This window comes from Bacillus sp. NMCC46 (genome assembly GCF_002998465.1).
Taxonomy (GTDB): domain Bacteria; phylum Bacillota; class Bacilli; order Bacillales; family Bacillaceae; genus Bacillus.
This window is the reverse complement of sequence record NZ_PVQZ01000001.1, coordinates 792,030-812,344: the sequence shown is the minus strand read 5'-3', so window position 1 is coordinate 812,344 and position 20,315 is coordinate 792,030. Positions and strand designations below refer to the sequence as shown.

The 20,315-nt window shown below is 40.3% G+C and carries 17 protein-coding genes, 1 pseudogene and 1 other annotated feature; of the genes and pseudogenes, 16 read left to right on the top strand and 2 right to left on the bottom strand.

The window, feature by feature from the left end:
• Positions 1 to 10 precede the first annotated feature (10 nt).
• The 4 genes from C6Y01_RS04180 (at position 11) to C6Y01_RS04165 (ending at position 4,689) form a co-directional block, all read left to right on the top strand.
• Positions 11 to 1,645 (top strand): peptide-binding protein, encoded by a 1,635-nt coding sequence (locus tag C6Y01_RS04180; protein WP_106031501.1) that lies wholly within the window; start codon positions 11 to 13, stop codon positions 1,643 to 1,645.
• A 228-nt stretch (positions 1,646 to 1,873) separates the two neighbouring features.
• Complete coding sequence (locus C6Y01_RS04175; RefSeq protein ID WP_060595999.1) at positions 1,874 to 2,824, top strand: ABC transporter permease; 951 nt, start codon at positions 1,874 to 1,876, stop codon at positions 2,822 to 2,824.
• A 33-nt stretch (positions 2,825 to 2,857) separates the two neighbouring features.
• Positions 2,858 to 3,757, top strand: coding sequence for an oligopeptide ABC transporter permease (opp4C, locus tag C6Y01_RS04170; RefSeq protein ID WP_081311422.1), 900 nt, complete (start codon positions 2,858 to 2,860; stop codon positions 3,755 to 3,757).
• 179 nt (positions 3,758 to 3,936) lie between these two features.
• Positions 3,937 to 4,689 (top strand): YjbA family protein, encoded by a 753-nt coding sequence (locus tag C6Y01_RS04165; protein ID WP_034663278.1) that lies wholly within the window; start codon positions 3,937 to 3,939, stop codon positions 4,687 to 4,689.
• 35 nt (positions 4,690 to 4,724) lie between these two features.
• Here C6Y01_RS04165 and trpS read toward each other — a convergent pair whose 3' ends face one another.
• Positions 4,725 to 5,720, bottom strand: a complete 996-nt coding sequence (gene trpS, locus C6Y01_RS04160; protein WP_106037860.1) for a tryptophan--tRNA ligase — start codon at positions 5,718 to 5,720, stop codon at positions 4,725 to 4,727.
• Positions 5,721 to 5,773: 53 nt separating this feature from the next.
• Positions 5,774 to 5,992, bottom strand: a binding site (T-box leader).
• 481 nt (positions 5,993 to 6,473) lie between these two features.
• Between trpS and C6Y01_RS04155 the strand changes: the two genes are divergently transcribed.
• The 7 genes from C6Y01_RS04155 (at position 6,474) to spxA (ending at position 13,709) form a co-directional block, all read left to right on the top strand.
• Positions 6,474 to 8,111, top strand: a complete 1,638-nt coding sequence (locus C6Y01_RS04155) for a peptide ABC transporter substrate-binding protein (protein ID WP_034666712.1) — start codon at positions 6,474 to 6,476, stop codon at positions 8,109 to 8,111.
• A gap of 116 nt (positions 8,112 to 8,227) precedes the next feature.
• Positions 8,228 to 9,172: an ABC transporter permease gene (locus C6Y01_RS04150; protein ID WP_034663268.1), complete on the top strand. Its 945-nt coding sequence runs from the start codon at positions 8,228 to 8,230 to the stop codon at positions 9,170 to 9,172.
• 3 nt (positions 9,173 to 9,175) lie between these two features.
• Positions 9,176 to 10,093, top strand: coding sequence for an ABC transporter permease (locus tag C6Y01_RS04145; protein WP_034663265.1), 918 nt, complete (start codon positions 9,176 to 9,178; stop codon positions 10,091 to 10,093).
• Positions 10,094 to 10,105: 12 nt separating this feature from the next.
• Positions 10,106 to 11,185: an ABC transporter ATP-binding protein gene (locus C6Y01_RS04140; protein WP_034663262.1), complete on the top strand. Its 1,080-nt coding sequence runs from the start codon at positions 10,106 to 10,108 to the stop codon at positions 11,183 to 11,185.
• Position 11,186: 1 nt separating this feature from the next.
• A complete protein-coding gene (locus C6Y01_RS04135) occupies positions 11,187 to 12,107 on the top strand; it encodes an ABC transporter ATP-binding protein (protein WP_034663259.1) in 921 nt (306 codons plus the stop codon).
• A 434-nt stretch (positions 12,108 to 12,541) separates the two neighbouring features.
• Entirely contained in the window at positions 12,542 to 13,120 is a 579-nt protein-coding gene (locus C6Y01_RS04125) for a GNAT family N-acetyltransferase (RefSeq protein ID WP_034663254.1), read from the top strand.
• Between the two features lie 193 nt (positions 13,121 to 13,313).
• Complete coding sequence (gene spxA, locus C6Y01_RS04120) at positions 13,314 to 13,709, top strand: transcriptional regulator SpxA (RefSeq protein ID WP_003211421.1); 396 nt, start codon at positions 13,314 to 13,316, stop codon at positions 13,707 to 13,709.
• 39 nt (positions 13,710 to 13,748) lie between these two features.
• On the opposite strand, the gene C6Y01_RS04115 is transcribed toward spxA, so the two are convergent.
• Positions 13,749 to 14,414 (bottom strand): TerC family protein, encoded by a 666-nt coding sequence (locus C6Y01_RS04115; RefSeq protein ID WP_106037858.1) that lies wholly within the window; start codon positions 14,412 to 14,414, stop codon positions 13,749 to 13,751.
• 175 nt (positions 14,415 to 14,589) lie between these two features.
• Between C6Y01_RS04115 and C6Y01_RS19345 the strand changes: the two are divergent.
• From C6Y01_RS19345 to pepF, 5 genes and pseudogenes are all read left to right on the top strand, one after another.
• Positions 14,590 to 14,710, top strand: a pseudogene (locus C6Y01_RS19345) (hypothetical protein); the annotation flags it as partial.
• Positions 14,677 to 15,342, top strand: coding sequence for an adaptor protein MecA (gene mecA / locus C6Y01_RS04110; protein WP_012009573.1), 666 nt, complete (start codon positions 14,677 to 14,679; stop codon positions 15,340 to 15,342). The pseudogene C6Y01_RS19345 and the gene mecA, both read left to right, overlap by 34 nt.
• 85 nt (positions 15,343 to 15,427) lie before the next feature.
• Positions 15,428 to 16,948 (top strand): cardiolipin synthase, encoded by a 1,521-nt coding sequence (cls, locus tag C6Y01_RS04105; protein ID WP_106037857.1) that lies wholly within the window; start codon positions 15,428 to 15,430, stop codon positions 16,946 to 16,948.
• Between the two features lie 161 nt (positions 16,949 to 17,109).
• Complete coding sequence (locus tag C6Y01_RS04100) at positions 17,110 to 18,270, top strand: competence protein CoiA (protein WP_106037856.1); 1,161 nt, start codon at positions 17,110 to 17,112, stop codon at positions 18,268 to 18,270.
• 214 nt (positions 18,271 to 18,484) lie between these two features.
• On the top strand, positions 18,485 to 20,311 hold the full coding sequence (gene pepF, locus C6Y01_RS04095; RefSeq protein WP_302621039.1) for an oligoendopeptidase F: 1,827 nt from the start codon (positions 18,485 to 18,487) through the stop codon (positions 20,309 to 20,311).
• Positions 20,312 to 20,315 lie beyond the last annotated feature (4 nt).

Below are 20,315 nucleotides of genomic sequence, written 5' to 3'. Positions count from 1 at the left end.
GGAATTGTATATGGAAGGTAGAAATAGAAAACCCATTTTGGTCAGTTTACTGCTGATCTTTACACTCATGCTTGCGGCTTGCTCTAGTGGAAATAAAACATCTGGAGACAGTGAAAAGAAATCAACTGGAAAACCTGTACAAGGCGGAGACCTTGTCATCGGTTCAATTGCAGAGCCTACGTTATTTAACTCGCTGTATTCAACAGACGTGGCAAGCTCTGATATTGAGGAAAGAATCTACAGCTTCTTACTTCAAACTGACGGAAAGCTGAACCCTCAGCTATCGCTGGCAGAGGATATTAAAGAATCTGATGACGGCAAGCAGTTTGATGTGACCATTAAAAAAGGCGTAAAGTTTCATGATGGTGAAGAACTGACGGCTGATGATGTTGTGTTTACATACAGCATTCCGATCAATAAGGACTACAATGGAGAGCGCGGATCAGGCTTTGAAGTATTAGATTCCGTTAAAAAGACAGGGGATTACTCAATCGAATTCAAGCTCAATAAAAAAGATCCCTATTTCTATAATGTCACACTAGGAAGCTATGGCATTTTGCCTAAGCATATTTTAGGTGATGTGCCTGTAAAGGATCTCGGTGAAAATGAATTTAACCGAAAAAATCCAATTGGTTCAGGTCCATTTAAATTTGCCGAGTGGAAAGAAGGAGACTACGTTAAACTAGAAGCCTTTGACGATTATTGGGATGGACGTCCATACCTTGATACCGTCACGATTAAAACCATTCCTGATCAGAATGCAGCGATTGCCCAGCTGTCAGCAGGCGATATTGATTTCTTTGCTGTACCGGGAGCAGAGCTGCAAACAGCTGAAAAAGTCAGCAACATTAAAATTGAATCTGATCTAGGGCTCAATTATTCATACATTGGCTGGAACCAAAAAAATGATCTCTTTAAAAGTAAAAAGATCCGCCAAGCGCTGACACATGCCATTGATCGCCAAACGATTGTCGATCAAGTGTTAGATGGAGACGGCAAAGTAGCCAACATTCCAGAAAGTCCGCTGTCATGGAACTATCCGAAGAATGATCGTGTTCCAGTATTTGAGTTTGATCAAGAAAAAGCGAAAAAGATGCTGAAAGAAGAGGGCTGGGAGGATACAGATGGAGATGGCTATCTTGATAAGAACGGCAAAAAATTCTCCTTTGTCTTAAAGACCAACCAAGGAAACAAAGTCCGTGAAGACATCGCTGTCGTTGTCCAGCAGCAGCTCAAAGAAATTGGTGTTGAAGCGAAGCCGCAAATTGTGGAATTCAGTGCACTCATTGAGCAGACGACACCGCCTAAATGGGATTACGATGCGCTGCTGCTCGGCTGGAGCCTTGCCACATTCCCTGATCAATTCAGCATCTTCCACTCAAGCCAGTCAGAAAAAGGCTTGAATAACATCTGGTATAAAAATGAAGAGGTCGATAAGCTGTTAGTGGATGCTAAGAACTTAAGCGATCGAAAAGAATATTCAAAGGCATATGAAAAAATTTATGAACTGATCGCAGAAGATCAGCCATATACGTTCCTTTATTATGCCAACTCACATCGCGCGATGCCATCTAATCTCCAAGGCTACTCTTACCACCCGAAAGATGAGTATTACAAAATCGAGAAATGGTGGATTGAACAGTAGGCTGCTATTGAAGAAGGGGAGGGTTCTCCCCTTTCAGTGTGAAGACAAACCTTTCTATTCGGTGTCAGTCCGGCGCGCTGGTGCTCACGGTGATTTCATTCACCAAGCACCAGTTAGATTTAAAGGGTTCTCATATCACGCTGCAAAGAAGACAGAGGGCTAAAATAAAGACTATTTTAGCCCTTTTTCATCACAGTATGGCGATCCGATGAAAAAGGAGTTGTGCATATGGTTACATATATCATTAGAAGGACACTGCTTTCCATTCCCATCTTATTTGGGATTACCATTTTGTCCTTCGCCATTATGAAAGCAGCACCAGGCGATCCGATGTCACTCATGATGGACCCGACCATTAGTGCTGCAGACCGGGAAGCCTTTATTGATAAGTACGGCTTGAACGATCCTGAATATGTGCAATATATGAAATGGCTTGGCAATATGCTTCAAGGTGACTTTGGCACCTCCATTGTTAAAAAGGGAACGCCCGTGGCTGATTTGATTTTTGCCCGGCTGCCAAATACCCTCATCCTCATGATCTTTTCTACATTAGTCGCACTGATTATCGCCATCCCATTTGGTGTTCTTTCAGCAAAACGTCCATATACAAAGCTTGACTATGGCATTACGGTTACATCTTTTATCGGACTGGCTATTCCGAACTTTTGGTTTGGACTCATTCTGATTATGGTTTTATCTGTGAATCTAGGATGGTTCCCGACAGGCGGTGTTTCTACCTTAAATGCCGATTTTAATGTGTTTGACCGGCTCCATCACATCATTTTACCAGCCTTTGTTTTAGCAACTGCTGATATGGCAGGGCTCACCCGGTACACAAGGTCGAGTATGCTTGATGTCATGAGGCAGGATTATATTCGCACCGCAAGAGCGAAAGGCTTTCGAGAAAACAAAGTCATTTTCAAGCACGGGTTAAGAAACGGTCTTATGCCTGTCATTACGATTTTCGGATTGATGGTTCCATCCTTTATTGGCGGCGCAGTCGTGGTGGAACAAATTTTCACTTGGCCAGGGCTTGGAAAGCTGTTCATCGATTCTGCCTTTTCGAGAGATTATCCGGTCATTATGGCGATGACTGTTATTTCCGCAGTGCTCGTGGTGGTTGGAAATTTAATAGCGGATATTCTATATGCGATCGTTGATCCGCGTATTGAATATTAGAAGGGAGCTGAAGCACAATTGGCACAGCCTAATATGGGAACACCTCCTGTTGATCTCAAATTAAAAGAGGGTCTTCCGCCAAAGCCAGAGACGATGCTGCGTTTATTTTGTGAGAAATTTTTCAAAAATAAACTGGCGGTTGCCGGCTCCGTGATCTTATTGGTCATTATCTTTTCAGCCATTTTCGCTCCAGTGATTGCCCCTTATGCACCAGAGCAGCAAGATTTATTGAAGCGGCTCCAGCCGCCAAGTGCTGAGCATTTGATGGGAACTGACAAGTTTGGCCGAGATATTTTCTCAAGGGTGCTTTATGGAGCGAGGGTCTCTCTGCTAGTTGGCTTCGTCTCAGTGGTCGGGGCGATCACCATTGGCACCGTCGTTGGAGCGGTAGCAGGGTATTTCAAAGGATTTGTTGATTCTATCTTAATGAGATTTGTTGATGTGGTATTGTCGATTCCTGACATTTTTCTATTGATCACGCTTGTCACCATTTTCAAACCGGGCATTGATAAATTGATATTAATCTTTGCTTTGACCGGCTGGACCACAACCGCGAGACTGATCCGCAGTGAATTCTTATCACTACGAACAAGAGAATTCGTACTTGCGGCAAGAACCATTGGAACGAAAAACCATGTCATCATCTTTTCGCATATTTTACCGAACTGTATCGGTCCTATTATCGTGTCAGCTACACTTAAAGTAGGTTCCGTCATTTTAGCCGAATCAACGCTGAGCTATCTAGGGTTTGGTATACAGCCGCCAACAGCAAGCTGGGGCAACATGCTGCAAGATGCACAAAACTTCTCGATTATGGTGCAAGCGTGGTGGTATCCGCTCTTCCCAGGTTTACTGATATTGCTGACCGTTTTATGCTTTAATTTCTTAGGAGATGGGCTGAGAGATGCGCTTGATCCTAAAAAGCTAAAGTAATGCCTCATTTTTTATGACAAGATGAAAGGGACTCTGCGACACGCACTTTGTTTTCTTTATAAAAATAAAAAAATGCACGCCATCATTCGCTCCGCTTGAAGTTTTGATAAAGTTGGAATAATTTCTCTATCCCTTGCCCATACTGTGGACAACAGTTTTTAAAAAGTGAGGGATTGGTTATGTTATTTCTTCATGACGTATGGGTGAATTGGTTTGAAGGGGAAGAAAATGGCTACAATGTGTGTCATTTTCATGAGTGGCGCAAGGAGGACAGCGTTGAGCTGTTAGATCAAGTGCCTTTACTCAAGGTGCAGAGTCCTTTGTTTGATTACATAGAGAATGATCTTTCAGAGCTGCCGAAGACGCTGCTAGAATCTGTATTTGAGAAATCATATATTCGAAAAAATCATGAACGGCGTAAATTAGAGTATTGCTTTGTGGTCACGGACGGCATTCGAATCATTGCTGTGGATACGATTGGGTATTCCATTCCTGTGAGGAAAAGCCGCTTAATCCCAAGGCAGGAGCAATTGGTGTATGAGATGGTGAAAGATGTAAAGGCTGAGGAATATGAATTCTCTCAGGGCAGCCTTGAGTCGGCGAAGGAGTATCATATTTTGTCTTTGCCGCCGCAGCACATCAGTGGATTAACGAGAAAAGAAAGACAGCTGAAGCAGCTAATGTTTATGGCGCTCGATCAATTAAAAGGTCTTCAAAACAGGGCGGAGATTGCGTATTGGTATACGGAATGGAACCCGCACATGTACAACCAAATCAAACGAATGTCATTCGAAGAGATTTGGAACATGCTTTACAATGAAACCATTGATGGATGGTCAGAGAATCATTTAGCTTTCTGTGAAAAAATGATTAAAGGACAGCCGTTTTTTGAAAAGCTTTGGGAAATGGAAAACGAATCAAAGGTGAATTAGAAAAAGCTTGCAGCGTGATGTGCTGCAAGCTTTTTTTATTTGCGTTTTCTGCCAAGACCCATCGCATTCTCCATTTTTTTCAGCATTTTGTTTGCTGCGCGGTTTGCTTTTTCAGCACCTTCGTCAAGAATGCGGTCAAGCTCGTCTGACTCAATGAGTTCATAGTACCGATCTTGTATTGGTTTTAAAGCATCAACGACTACGTTCGCAAGATCTCCTTTAAACTCACCATACCCTTTGCCTTCGTACTTTTGTTCCAGCTCTGAAATCGATACGTTACTTAATACAGAATAAATCGTCAGCAAGTTGGCAATACCAGGCTTGTTCTCTTTGTCGTATTTGACGATGCCTTCTGAATCCGTCACAGCACTTTTGATTTTCTTTTCTAGCTGCTTTGGTTCATCTAATAAGGTAATGAAGGATTTTTGGTTCGGATCGGATTTGCTCATCTTTTTCGTTGGATCTGTTAAAGACATAATCCGAGCGCCTTCTTTTGGAATTTTCACTTCAGGTACAGTGAAGATGTCATTGTATTTTCGATTAAAACGTTCAGCAAGCGTTCTAGTCAATTCAAGATGCTGCTTTTGATCTTCTCCAACAGGGACTAAATCAGTACCGTATAATAAAATATCGCCAGCCATTAATGGGGGATACGTTAATAGGCCTGAAACAACCGCTTCCTTACCAGCGGATTTGTCCTTAAATTGGGTCATTCTTTCTAATTCCCCAATATAAGCAACACATTGCAGCATCCATCCTGCCTGGGCGTGAGCAGGTACCTCTGATTGGATAAACAATGTTGCCTTCTCTGGATCAAGTCCAACTGCTAAATAAAGAGCTGCTAAGCTTCTAATATTTTGGCGAAGAGCTAGCCGGTCCTGACTCACCGTAATCGCATGTTGATCGACTACACAAAAATAGCCATGATAATCATGCTGCAAATCGACAAATTGCTTCATTGCTCCAATATAGTTCCCTAAAGTCACAGAACCGCTCGGCTGAATGCCTGAAAAAATTGTCTTCTTTGTCATACTAAAACCTCTTTTCTTCAATATAAAAAGGCCCACCCGTCACTTTTCAACAGAAAAGGGACGAATGAACCGTGGTACCACCCTTGTTATTTCACATAGAAATCACTCAAGACGTTGATATCGGAGACTGCTCCGTCTAAGCCTACTAACTTTCAAAAGTGTTCGGTTAGCTGCTCCAAAGCCCATTCCATACATGCCATTATCTGCTCGCACCAGCCGCAGACTCTCTGTAAATGGTGAATATATGTACTCTTCTTTTTCATCGCAACAGTATGTCTATCTATTATAAAGGATGACCATAAAAAAGTCACGAAGCCCTCATGTGACCTTCTCATCATGCCGTTTGACACTTAAAATTTTAGATAAAAAACCAACTATCTGTCAGAATTTTTTAAAAAATGAGGATTAATTATATGTATAAAACATTATTCCTGCTGAATTTGTTAAATTATTTTAATCAATTTACGCTTTAATTTGTTGAAGTGATTGAGACTTTAGTTTATAAAAATCCCTCTTTATCCCCATTTACGTTTTTTAAAAATATATGAAATTGATATTGCAATAAATTATTCTATTCATTATAATTAATTTGTTCACACGTTTGTGCTAGGCTCTATACATAGTGAAAATTCAGAAAAAACAAAAGAAATAGAAAGTAAGCTATTTAGGGACTTTTTTACGCTATTTCTTAAATCTGAATCTCATCTTCTATCGAGACCTTTGAACTAAAACATATTATAAGGGGGAATACAGTTGAAAAAGCGTTGGTCTGTTGTTACTTTAATGCTTATTTTCACACTTGTATTAAGCGCTTGTGGTTTCAGCGGAAACAAATCAGGCGACAGCACGAGCAGTTCTGGAGAGGCTAAAACAACATTAAATGTGAATATCTCCACTGAGCCTTTTTCTCTACATCCGGGATTGGCAAATGATTCAACTTCAGGAAGTGTCATCCGTCAGACTTTTGAGGGATTAACAAGAATTAACGCTGAAGGAAAGCCAGAAAATGCAATGGCTTCTGATATCAAAACAAGTGCTGATGGTAAAACATACACATTCACACTTCGTGATGCAAAATGGTCTAATGGTGACCCTGTCACAGCTAAAGATTTCGAATATGCTTGGAAATGGGCATTAGATCCTAAAAATGAATCTCAATATGCTTACCAGCTTTACTATATTAAAGGTGCTGAAGCAGCAAACAAAGGGAAAGCGAAAGTTGCTGATGTTGGCATTAAAGCTAAAGACGACAAAACGCTTGTAGTTGAGCTAGAGAACCCAACACCGTTCTTTACTGAACTAACTGCATTCTATACGTATATGCCAGTCAACAAAAAAGTGGCTGAAAAGAATAAAAACTGGTTCACAAATGCTGGTGAAAACTACGTATCTAACGGACCATTCGTTCTTTCTAAATGGAAACATGGCGGTTCTATCACGCTTGAAAAGAACAATGAATACTGGGATAAAGATACTGTGAAATTGAAAAAGATTAACATGTCTATGATCAAAGATACAAACACTGAGCTTAGCATGTTCAAAAAAGGCGAGCTTGACTGGGCTGGTTCACCAACTGGAAGCCTTCCAACTGAGTCTTTAAAAACATTGAAAAAAGAAGGCGGTCTTAAAATCCAAACGATCGCTGGTATCTATAACTACAAATTCAACACAGAAGTAAAACCTTTAAACAATGCAAACATCCGTAAGGCCCTTGCATACTCAATCAACCGTCAAGCGATCGTTGACAAAATTACGCAAGGTGAGCAAGTGCCAGCTATGGCAATCGTTCCTCCAACAATGGAAGGATTCACTGATAACAAAACGGGCTACTTCAAAGATCACGATGTAGCAACTGCTAAAGAATTTCTTGAAAAAGGTGTGAAAGAATTAGGTTATAAGTCAGTTTCTGATCTTCCAGCATTGAAACTTTCTTACAACACAGATGAAGGCCACCAAAAGATTGCACAAGCAATTCAAGAAATGTGGAAGAAAGACTTAGGCGTGAAAGTTGAACTTGATAACTCTGAGTGGAACGTATACATCGACAAGATCCACAGCGGAGATTACCAAATCGGACGTATGGGCTGGTTAGGTGACTTCAACGATCCAGTGAACTTCCTTGAGCTTTACAAAGATAAAGACGGTGGAAACAACGACACTGGTTGGGAAAGCAAAGAATACAAACAATTGTTGAATGATTCTGCTAAAGAAACAGATAAAACGAAACGTGAAGAAATGCTGAAAAAAGCAGAAGAAATCATCATCAACGATATGCCTATAGCACCAATTTACTTCTACACTCAGCTTTGGGTACAAGATCCAAAACTAAAAGGTGTGGTTGTATCTGGACTAGGTGATGTTCAATACAAATGGGCACATTTCGAAAAGTAAGAATTATAGTGTAAGAGATCTACGGCAAGGATCTTAAGGTATATGGAGGATGTCTCTCCATATACCTTTCTTGCTGATTAGAGAAAATGTTGTAAAATCATGGAGGTGCAATTCCGTTGCTTAAATATATCGGTAAGCGATTAATATATATTTTAATCACACTGTTTGTTATTGTAACTGCAACTTTCTTTCTCATGCAGGCAGCACCGGGTGGTCCATTCTCTGGTGAGAAGAAACTTCCTGCTGAAATTGAAGCAAACCTAAACGAGCACTACGGGTTGGACAAGCCCTTATTTGTTCAATATGTAAACTACTTAGGTTCAGTTGCAAAATTAGATTTTGGTCCCTCATTTAAATATAAAGGACAAACTGTAAATGACTTAATCAGTTCTGGATTCCCCGTTTCCTTTACCCTCGGAATTGAGGCAATTCTCCTCGCATTAGCATTTGGTGTATTGTTTGGGGTCCTTGCAGCGCTCTATCATAACAAGTGGCAGGACTATACGATTGCCATTTTAACGATCTTTGGAATTTCAGTTCCAAGTTTCATTTTAGCTGCGCTGCTACAATATGTATTTGCATCTGAGGCAAGCGTTATAGCGATTTTCCCAGTTGCAGGATGGGAGTCTTGGGCCAGCACCGTACTACCTTCTATTGCACTTTCCTTCATGCCTATGGCATTTATCGCTAGACTTGCACGGTCAAGTATGCTTGAAGTTCTAAACAGTGATTACATTAGAACGGCTAGAGCGAAAGGATTAACGAAATCAGCTGTGACGATTAAACACGCAATTCGAAACGCATTGTTACCTGTCATTACATATATGGGACCAATGGCTGCTTCAGTGTTAACAGGTAGTTTTGTCGTGGAGAAGATTTTCGGTATTCCTGGATTAGGCTCTCACTTTGTCACAAGTATTACAAACCGTGATTACACCGTCATCATGGGTGTCACAGTCTTCTACAGTATTATTCTATTAATCAGTATTCTAGTCGTTGACGTCCTCTACGGTATTATCGATCCTAGAATTAAACTGACGAAGGCGAAGAAAGGGGTCTAACACATGGAAGAGATGAGAAAAGATTTATTTGTTCCTGCGACAGCTGACGCAGCAGAATCTGAAAAAATTTCTAAACCTAGTCTATCTTTATGGAAGGATGCTATGCTTCGCTTCCGTGCAAATAAACTTGCAATGGTTGGTCTTTCAATCATTTTTATTATTGTGATGCTGGCCATCTTTGTTCCGATTTTTTCTAAATATGATTACTCGACGACCGATTTACTGAATGCAGACCAGCCACCTTCAAAAGAGCACTGGTTCGGTACAGATGATTTAGGACGTGACATGTTTGTCCGTACATGGGTCGGGGCAAGAATTTCGATCTTCATCGGTCTTGCTGCAGCGGTCCTTGACGTGATCATCGGTATTATCTGGGGAAGTATTGCTGCGTTCAAAGGCGGCCGTACAGATGAAGTCATGATGCGTATCGCAGACGTTTTATGGGCAATTCCAACACTATTAATGGTTATCTTAATGATGGTTGTTCTGCCAAAAGGATTATTAACAATTATCCTCGCCATGACAGTCGTAGGCTGGATAAACATGGCACGTATCGTTCGGGGACAGGTTCTACAATTAAAGAGTCAAGAGTACGTTCTTGCTGCACAAACATTAGGTGCGAAAACATCTAGACTTTTATTTAAACACTTAATTCCAAACTCAATGGGACCAATTCTTGTCACAATGACACTCACCATTCCTTCAGCTATTTTCACGGAGGCATTCTTAAGCTATCTAGGACTTGGTGTACCGGCTCCATTAGCGAGCTGGGGAACAATGGCGTCTGACGGAATTCCGGCCATGACGTACTATCCTTGGAGATTATGGTTCCCAGCCGCATTTATCTGTATAACAATGTTTGGTTTTAACGTGGTTGGAGACGGACTAAGAGACGCTTTAGATCCGAAGTTGCGTAAATAAGGAGTGATTAGGATGGAACGTGAACGTATTCTAGAGGTGAAAGACCTTGCAATCTCATTTAAAACATATGGTGGAGAGGTTCAAGCCATTCGTGGTGTGAACTTCCACTTAAATAAAGGCGAGACACTTGCTATTGTAGGTGAATCTGGCTCTGGTAAAAGTGTGACATCACAGGCCATCATGAGATTAATACCGATGCCGCCGGGTTATTTCAAGCGCGGACAGATCCTGTTTGATGGGCAAGATATCGTCAAGAAAACAGAAAAACAAATGCAAACCATTCGAGGAAAAGACATCTCAATGATCTTCCAGGATCCGATGACTTCTTTGAATCCAACGATGAAAGTCGGGAAGCAAATTACAGAAGTACTGTTCAAGCACGAACAAATTTCAAAAGAAGCGGCTGAAAAAAGAGCCATTGAATTACTGGAGCTTGTTGGAATTGCAATGCCTGAAAAAAGAATCAAGCAATACCCGCACGAATTTAGTGGCGGGATGAGACAAAGGGTTGTCATCGCGATGGCGCTCGCAGCAGATCCAAAGCTATTGATTGCCGATGAGCCGACGACAGCACTAGATGTAACGATTCAGGCGCAAATTTTAGAATTAATGAAAGAAATTCAGCAAAAGGTGGAAACATCTATTATCTTTATTACGCATGATCTAGGTGTTGTCGCCAACGTCGCTGATCGTGTAGCCGTTATGTATGCAGGACAGATTGTGGAGACAGGGACTGTTGATGAAATTTTCTACAATCCAAAACATCCATATACGTGGGGGCTTTTAGCATCAATGCCGAGCCTTGACACAGATGGCGGAGATGAAGGAAAGCTGACTGCAATCCCAGGAACACCGCCAGATCTGACAAACCCGCCGAAAGGAGATGCATTTGCACTCCGAAGCGATTATGCAATGAAAATTGACTTTGAACAAGAACCGCCAATGTTCAAAGTATCAGATACGCATTATGTGAAATCATGGCTACTTCATCCAAATGCACCTAAAGTTGAACCGCCTGCTTCTGTAAAGGCGAGAATGCGTGAACTAGAAGGTAGCTACGAAAAACCTGTATTAGTAAAAGAGGGTGAATAGCATGGCAGAAAAACTGTTAGAAATCAAAAATTTGAAGCAGCATTTCCATACAGCAAGAGGGACTGTGAAAGCAGTTGACGGAGTTTCATTTGATATTTATAAAGGTGAAACACTTGGCCTTGTAGGGGAGTCTGGTTGTGGTAAATCCACTACGGGCCGCTCCATCATTAGACTTTATGATGCGACAGATGGTGAGGTTCTTTATAAAGGGGAAAGTGTACACGGGAAGAAATCAAGACAAAAAATGCTTGAGTTCAACCGTCAAATGCAGATGATCTTCCAAGATCCATATGCCTCACTCAACCCTAGAATGACAGTGCTTGATATCATTGCAGAAGGCATCGACATTCATGGCCTTGCAAAAACAAAGCAAGCACGTAAAGAGCGTGTATACCAATTGCTTGAAACCGTTGGATTGAACAAAGAGCATGCAAACAGATACCCGCATGAATTCTCAGGTGGTCAAAGGCAGCGTATCGGAATTGCCCGTGCATTAGCAGTTGAACCAGATTTCATCATTGCCGATGAACCAATCTCTGCATTAGATGTGTCGATCCAAGCACAGGTTGTCAACTTAATGAAAGAACTTCAAGAAGAAAAAGGCTTAACGTACTTATTCATTGCCCATGACCTGTCTATGGTAAAATACATCAGCGATCGTATTGGTGTGATGTATTTCGGAAAATTGGTAGAGCTGGCACCAGCGAATGAATTATACGAAAATCCGCTTCATCCATATACAAAATCATTACTATCTGCGATTCCGCTCCCAGATCCAGATTATGAGCGTAACCGCAAACGAATCAAGTATGATCCATCTGTTCACAAAGGAACGAACACCGAGTTCCGTGAAGTGAAGCCAGGTCACTTTGTGAGCTGCACAGAGGAAGAATTCAAAGAGCTTCAAGCTAAACAATCATAAGAAAAAAGAAGCGCTGCTATGTCAGTGCTTCTTTTTTTATTTTACAAAAAATAAGATGATGGTAATTTCTAGATAACAACAAGCGGTTTCTAGGAGGAAATCAGATGTCGATATGGAAGACATTTCGCTGCTCATTGGCATCGTGTCTTTTTCCGTGGAATATATGCTAAACCGAAAGATAAGCAATCAGAAGCAAGAATCACGGCGCATGAAGTATCTTTATTTCATTATGTTTCAAACTGGGATGACACTCATCCTCTTTGTTTGTTTTCAATTACTCATGGACCGTACGATATAAAACTTTTTTCTGTTGTTTGAAAAAAAGTGAAACTAGTGAAGTCTTTACTGCGTCTTACTAGTACAGGCGTTTAAATAGCAGAAAATCGGGAATATCTAAGGAAGTGGTTCTTAACGATATCATAAGGAGCGGATCCATGAATTGGTATGAAAAGCTCAGTGAATACTTCCCGATAGAAGAAATGAAGTCAAAAGAGCATATGGAAGCTTTATTAAAGGAAAGAAGTGATATTTATCATAAGGAGGAAGGACCTCATCATGTGATGATGTACGCCGAATTTGATTCTTTCATCTTTATTGATTATTTATTTGTTTCCAGAGATGCAAGAGGTGAAGGCCTCGGATCAAAGCTCATTCATAAGCTGAAGGAAAAAAAGAAACCGATCTTGCTTGAGGTCGAGCCTGTAGATGAAGATGATGCAGATACTGCAAAACGCCTAAAGTTTTACCAAAGAGAGCACTTCAAGCACGCAGAATCAATCGGTTATAAACGCAGGTCACTTGCAACAAATGAAGTGAACCGCATGGAAATCCTTTATTGGTCGCCTCTTACAGATAATGAGGAAGAAATGATGGAGGCTATGAGGAAGACCTATGAACGAATCCATACGTATAAAGATGAAGAATGGTATGGGCAGTCGTATGAGGATGTTGATGATGTATTGAAGGTCATTGAAAATAGAAAACAAAAAAATATTTTCGATCATCTCGACTAAATGAGAATGTTCAGACATCAAACGGCACCACAAAATGAATGAAATTGTCTAGTTTTTGTCACAAAAATTGCAAGAAAATCTGTTCACACTTACTTTTTTATAGTATAATCACTATAAAGATTACTTATTTAGAACAATTTTAATTTAAGAATACAGATCAATATTCATTCTACAAATTGAGGAGTGAAGATTTATGGTAACATTATACACATCACCAAGCTGTACATCATGTAGAAAAGCAAGAGCGTGGTTAGAAGAGCACAATATCCCGTATCAAGAGAGAAACATCTTTTCTGAGCCTCTTTCAATCGATGAAATCAAAGAAATTCTTCGAATGACTGAAGACGGTACAGATGAAATTATCTCAACACGTTCAAAAGTATTTCAAAAGCTAAATGTGAATGTTGAGACAATGCCGCTTCAACAATTGTATAAACTGATCAATGAGCATCCAGGTCTTTTAAGACGTCCAATCATCTTGGATGAAAAAAGACTACAAGTTGGCTACAATGAAGATGAAATTAGACGTTTCCTTCCAAGAACGGTTCGTACATTCCAACTAAGAGAAGCTCAGCGACTTGCTAACTAATAGAAAATTGAAAAGCTGCCGATCATTTGGCAGCTTTTTTTATTTGTTTTCAGCTGTTTGTTCGTAAAATAGGCTGGCTAAAATGACCATTACGACCGTTAAAAACGGAAGCATAAATTCGAGAGTCGCATGCTGAGCCATAAATTCATTCAATTTCACATCACGAACAATCATTTCACCGCCAGTAAAAGCCAAAAGAGCACTTCCTCCGTATAAAAGAAACGGGAATTTGGTTAAAGCGGCATGAATCAGTTTACTTCCCCAAATAATAATCGGTACTGAAATCATAAGGCCGAAAGCGGTCAGCAGCATGCTGCCTTTTGCCGCACCTGCAACTGCAATCACATTATCAAGTGACATAAAGAGATCTGCAATCACAATGGTCTGAACCGCACGCCAAAGGGAGCCGCTGCTTTTAATGCGAATCGATTCTTTCTTTTGTTCAATTAACAAATTGTATCCTATATAAAGGAGAAAAAGCCCGCCGATAAATTGCAAATAAGGGATGGTCAATAAATAAACTGCGGCACCCGTCATCATAATTCTCATCAGCACTGCCAAAAGTGTGCCGATCCATATGGCTTTATTGCGTTTGTCATTTGACAAGCTGCGGCTAGCCATCGCAATGATCAACGCGTTATCCCCGCCTAAAATCAGATCTATGCCAATAATCATTAGTAAGGATACGATCCACTCTGTTTCCATCCATTTCACCTCATGTCTAATAGAGCTCGTACAACCAATATATGAAGACAATTCAAATATATGTTTCTGCAAGTTTTCTCTGCAAAAAATGCGTTTTTATTTCTTTTATTCATGTTTTATCATAAAATAGACAGTACGAAGTAATACCTCAATTCTTTAAACGGTTAACATGTAGACGGAACGGGTAAAGTGTAGTAAAGTACTATTAATTGGGAGCTTGTATGTCCCTTCAACATCTTATATAGAAGGGAAGGTTGGCAAAATGGAAATTGAAAGAATTAATGAACATACAGTGAAATTTTATATTTCCTACGGTGATATTGAAGATCGCGGATTTGACCGTGAAGAGATTTGGTATAATCGTGAACGCAGTGAAGAGCTGTTTTGGGAAGTAATGGACGAAGTGCACGAAGAAGAAGAATTTGCAGTAGAGGGACCGCTTTGGATTCAAGTGCAGGCACTTGACAAAGGTCTTGAAATTGTCGTGACGAAAGCCCAACTTTCTAAAGATGGACAAAAGCTCGAATTGCCGATTCCAGAAGATAAAAAAGATCAAACAGATGAAGAAAGTCTAGACGCACTGCTTGATGATTTTCAAAAAGAAGAGCAGGATCAAGAAGACCATAATGAGAAAGACAAAAAACTTCAACTTCAATTTGTGTTGAAAATGGATGACTTTGAAGATTTGATTGCACTTTCTCAATTAAATATGCAGGATTTTACCACAAGTTTATATTCGTTTGAAAACCGTTATTATCTATATGTTGACTTCCACGAGGATTTGTCAGATGAGCAAGTGGAGAATAAGCTCAGCATTTTGCTTGAATATGCTCATGAATCAGTGGTCAGCATTTACAGACTGAAAGAATACGGTCAGCTGATTATCGAAGGAAACGCCCTTGAAACGATTCAACAGCACTTCTCGTAACCAACAAAAGTCGATTTCTATAGAGGAATCGGCTTTTTTATCTGAATGAATAGGTAAATAAAGAGATCGGCAAGGAGAAAATGAAATGAGAAATTTAGTCAAAGTTCTATTTTTTCTTATCATTACGATAGGTGCTTATTTAGTCATTCAAATAATTGCCGGTGATTTAGCGGTAAGTGTATTAAGCTCTGTCAGTGTTCTATTCACTTTATCGATTATCTTCATCGGGTTTGTCATATTCTTGGAGAACCGGAATCCATCTCAAACGATTACGTGGCTTGTCCTGCTTGGCAGCTTTCCGTTATTCGGCTTTTTGTTCTACATTTTCTTTGGACGCAATATCAAAAAGCGCCGGCTGTTTGAAAAGAAAGCCATCCTGGACGAACAGTTAATCCAGGAAGATGAACATATTCATAGAGAAGCGATTGAGAAAATGACGCATATGGGTGATCATCAGCAGCTCTTATTTAAGCTGGCCCACAGACTTGGACATACCCCTATTACGTATCGCACGTCCTCTAAAGTCCTGACCAATGGAGAAGAAACATTCTCTCATATTTTTGAAGAAATCAAAAAAGCGACACATCACATTCATCTAGAATATTATATTCTCCGCCACGATGACCTTGGGCAAGAATTAAAGGATATTCTAATTGATAAAGCGAAAAATGGCGTGATTGTCCGCTTTTTATATGACGATGTAGGAAGCTTAAAGCTCTCTCGTCAATATATTGCTGACCTCGAAAAGGCTGGCGTTCAGATCGTTCCGTTTTTACCAGTCAGGCTCCCCCTGTTAAATAATAAAATCAATTTCCGAAATCACCGAAAAATTGTCGTGATTGATGGAGAAGCCGGATTTGTCGGCGGGCTGAACATTGGAGACGAATATATGGGCAGAAGCAGACAATATGGATTTTGGCGTGACACGCATTTGATGATTAAGGGGGAAGCTGTTCGTGACCTGCAGCAGATTTTCATGCAGGATTGGTACTATATGACGAATGAGAGATGCGCAGGTGTGGACTACTTCAAAGATTTCAGCCACCTTGAGAGCACAACAGAAGGCGTACAAATGATTGCTGGCGGTCCCGATAAACAGTGGGAGGTCATTAAAAATCTCTTTTTCTCCATGATTATCTCTGCCAAAAAGTCTATTTGGATCGCTTCACCGTATTTTGTGCCGGATGATGATATTTTGTCTGCATTGAAAATTGCTGCATTAAGCGGAGTAGACGTACGGATTATTGCTCCGAAGAATCCAGATAAACGGATCGTCTTCCATGCGTCCCGTTCATACTTCCCAGAGCTTTTAGAAGCAGGAGCAAAGGTGTATGAGTATGATCAAGGCTTTATGCATAGTAAATTTATCATTGTGGACAGCGAGCTGGCTTCGATAGGAACGGCCAACATGGATATGAGAAGCTTTCATTTGAATTTTGAAGTGAATGCCTTCCTATATAAAACGAAAAGCACAGAGAAGCTCGTGAACGACTTCTTAGGTGATTTAGAGCAGTCGCATGAAATTGTCCCAGAAGAATTTGCAAAGAGACCGTTAAGGGTAAGACTGTTTGAATCCACAGCAAGATTATTATCACCATTACTATAAAGATTGTATTTTCCCCCTTTTTATCAGGGGGTTTTTTCATTTTCCTCAGGAAAACATCAGTAAAATCATGTTTTGATACGATAAAAGTTCATTTTGCCTATTCGCTTCATAATAGACGAACAAGCTATAATACGGTCATCAAAGAGTAAGGGGCGAGCTGAATGAATACAGCGATCATGGATAATGGAAAGCTTATTCGAATTACACATCATTTATCGAAAAACCGGCTGGAGCATGTAAGAACGACATGCAAATTTTATTGTCCTGATTGCAGGGAGGAGGTGCAATTAAAGCTTGGTGAACAACGTGTCTATCATTTTGCACATAAACAGCTGACAGCATGTCCACTAGCCTCAGGCGAAACGGCTTATCATCAGGCGGGGAAAGAAGCCATCATGAATTGGCTTCAGCAGCTGGGACATAAACCGGTGCTTGAAAAGTATGTGTCAAAAGTTCATCAGCGTCCTGACGTGGCCGTCTCTATTGGAGGAACAAGCTATGCAATTGAATATCAATGTTCAAATATTTCCCGGCAAGAGCTGCGTAAAAGAACGGCAGGACTCCGTGAAGCGGCGCTCATCCCTATATGGGTAATAGGGGCAAATCGTTTAAAGCGAATATCTGCCCAGCTCTTTTCCTTCTCCTCCATTCATTGGGGAATGTTAAGGGAATCACAGAAAGGGAGTCTGATTTTTTACTGTCCGCTCCAGAATAGATTCATCCATCTTGCTCAACTTCTCGTATTTCAACCAACGAAAATATGTGCCGCCATGACTGTCAGACCGCCAACAGCATACCGCGAACTTTCGGCGCTCCTATCTCAGCCCTCAAGCAAGCGTCCAGTCTACAAGCAATGGCTTAGATGTATACAGCAATTTAGGCAGCGGCCTCCCCGCATTTTATCAAATGAAAGCAAACGGTTGAGAGACATTTTCTATGAGCATCATCAAATGACTTTCCCTTTTCTGCCAACTGAATTATTTATCCCGCTGAAAGAAACGTATATTTTTACAAGTCCTGTTTATGTCTGGCAGGGGTGTCTGTATGATTGGATGATGAGGAAAAAAGGAAGCAGTCCAGTAACGGTTCAACTGCTGATGAAAGAAATCAAGCGGTGTGTCCAGATGAAAGAAGTAAAGCTCCGATACAGTGATGTTTCTATAGAAGAAATACAAGAGGTCATCACTGCATATGTTAAGGCGCTTGTCAGACAAGGGTTTTTACACATGACGAAAGAGGGTAATTATGAAGTAGCGTCGAATCAAATGCCGATACGAACAGTAGATGAAGCGTTCAAACGAGATGCTTTCTTATTTCATTAGCATGTTTCATGCCCACTTTGATCATGATAAGAAAAAGGTGGTGCTGCGATTGAATAGAAAGAAACGCTTTTTTCTCATTTTTTTAGTCTGTTTGGTATTTATTTCTGCATATGATTTGACAAATATAGTTCAAAACAAAGAAGATAAATACAACACCAATTTCTTTCACTTTCCGAAAGGTTGGTTCAACACAACTTATGCAAGGGGGATTCATATGACTTCACAAAGCAAAAATAACCATTTACCAGACAGAAGCGAAGTAAAAGAAGAAAACAAATGGCGTCTTGAAGATATTTTCGAAAGCGTTGATGCATGGAACAAGGAATTCGAAGCTGTCAAAAAAGAAATTCCTAAGCTAGCCCAATTTAAAGGCAAGCTGGCCCATTCTGCTGATGTGCTGTATGAAGCCCTAACCTTTCAGGATCAGCTTTCTGAAAAGCTTGGTAAGCTTTATACATATGCGCACATGAAATACGATGAGGATACAACTAACTCATCATTTCAAGCGCTGAATGATAAAGCATCGAATTTATTTACACAGCTCTCTAGTACTTCTGCTTATATTGTTCCAGAGATTTTATCGATTCAAGAAGATAAGTTGCAGCAGTTTATTCTGGAAAAAGAAGAATTAAAACTGTATTCCCATGCTCTCGAAGAAATTAATAAAGAGCGTCCACATATTTTAAGTGAGGAGCAAGAAGCTTTATTAGCTGAGGCCTCTGAACCACTCTCAACTTCATCTACTACTTTTAGTATGTTTAACAATGCTGATATTTCGTTCCCTTCTGTAAAGGATGAAAATGGGGAAGAAAAGAAGATTACCCACGGCAACTTTATCACATTTTTAAACAGTGATGACCGTGAAGTGAGAAAGAATGCCTTTAAAGCTGTGTATAAAACGTATGATCAGTATAAAAACACGCTTGCTTCGACACTGAGCGGTTCGATTAAAAAGGATAATTTTTATGCAAAAGTACGAAATTATAACTCAGCAAGAGAAGCGGCACTATCTCGGAACAGTATTCCAGAAGAAGTATATGACAATCTGATTGATACAGTTCATCAATATTTACCGTTATTACACCGTTATATTGAATTGCGTAAAAAGGTATTAAAGCTTGATGAAGTGCACAATTATGACTTATATACACCACTTGTAAAAGATGCTGGTATGAAGCTAACCTACGATGAAGCAAAGGATTATATGCTAAAAGGGTTAGCGCCATTAGGAGAAGAATATGTGTCCGTGTTAAAAGAGGGACTGAGCAATCGCTGGGTAGACGTTTATGAGAATAAAGGGAAACGCAGCGGTGCGTATTCATCTGGAAGCTATGGCACAAATCCATATATCCTCATGAACTGGCAAAATAATATTGATAATTTATTTACTCTGGCTCATGAATTTGGGCACTCTGTCCACAGCTACTATACAAGAAAGCACCAGCCATATCCGTATGGAAACTATAGCATCTTTGTAGCTGAAGTGGCTTCTACGACAAATGAAGCGTTACTAGGCGAATACCTGCTGAATCACCTAGATGATAAAAAGCAGCGTTTGTATGTGTTAAATCACTTGTTAGAAGGATTTAGAGGAACGGTATTCAGACAGACGATGTTTGCTGAGTTTGAGCATCTTATTCATGTGAAAGCGCAAGAAGGAGAGGCTTTAACGCCGGAATTTATGACGAACCTTTATTACGACCTGAATAAGAAGTATTTTGGAGACGGCATGGTTGTGGATAAAGAAATCGGATTAGAATGGACGAGAATTCCTCACTTCTATTACAACTATTATGTATATCAATATGCAACAGGCTATAGTGCTGCTCAGGCATTAAGCAAGCAAATATTAGAAGAAGGAAATCCTGCGGTGGAGCGCTACACAGACTTCCTTAAAGCAGGAAGCTCTGATTATCCAATCAATGTGTTGAAAAAAGCAGGTGTTGATATGGCTTCCAAAGAACCAATCAAAGCAGCATGTCAATTGTTCGAAGAAAAGCTGAAAGAAATGGAAGAGCTCATCTCTAAAACGGGTGAGTGATGAA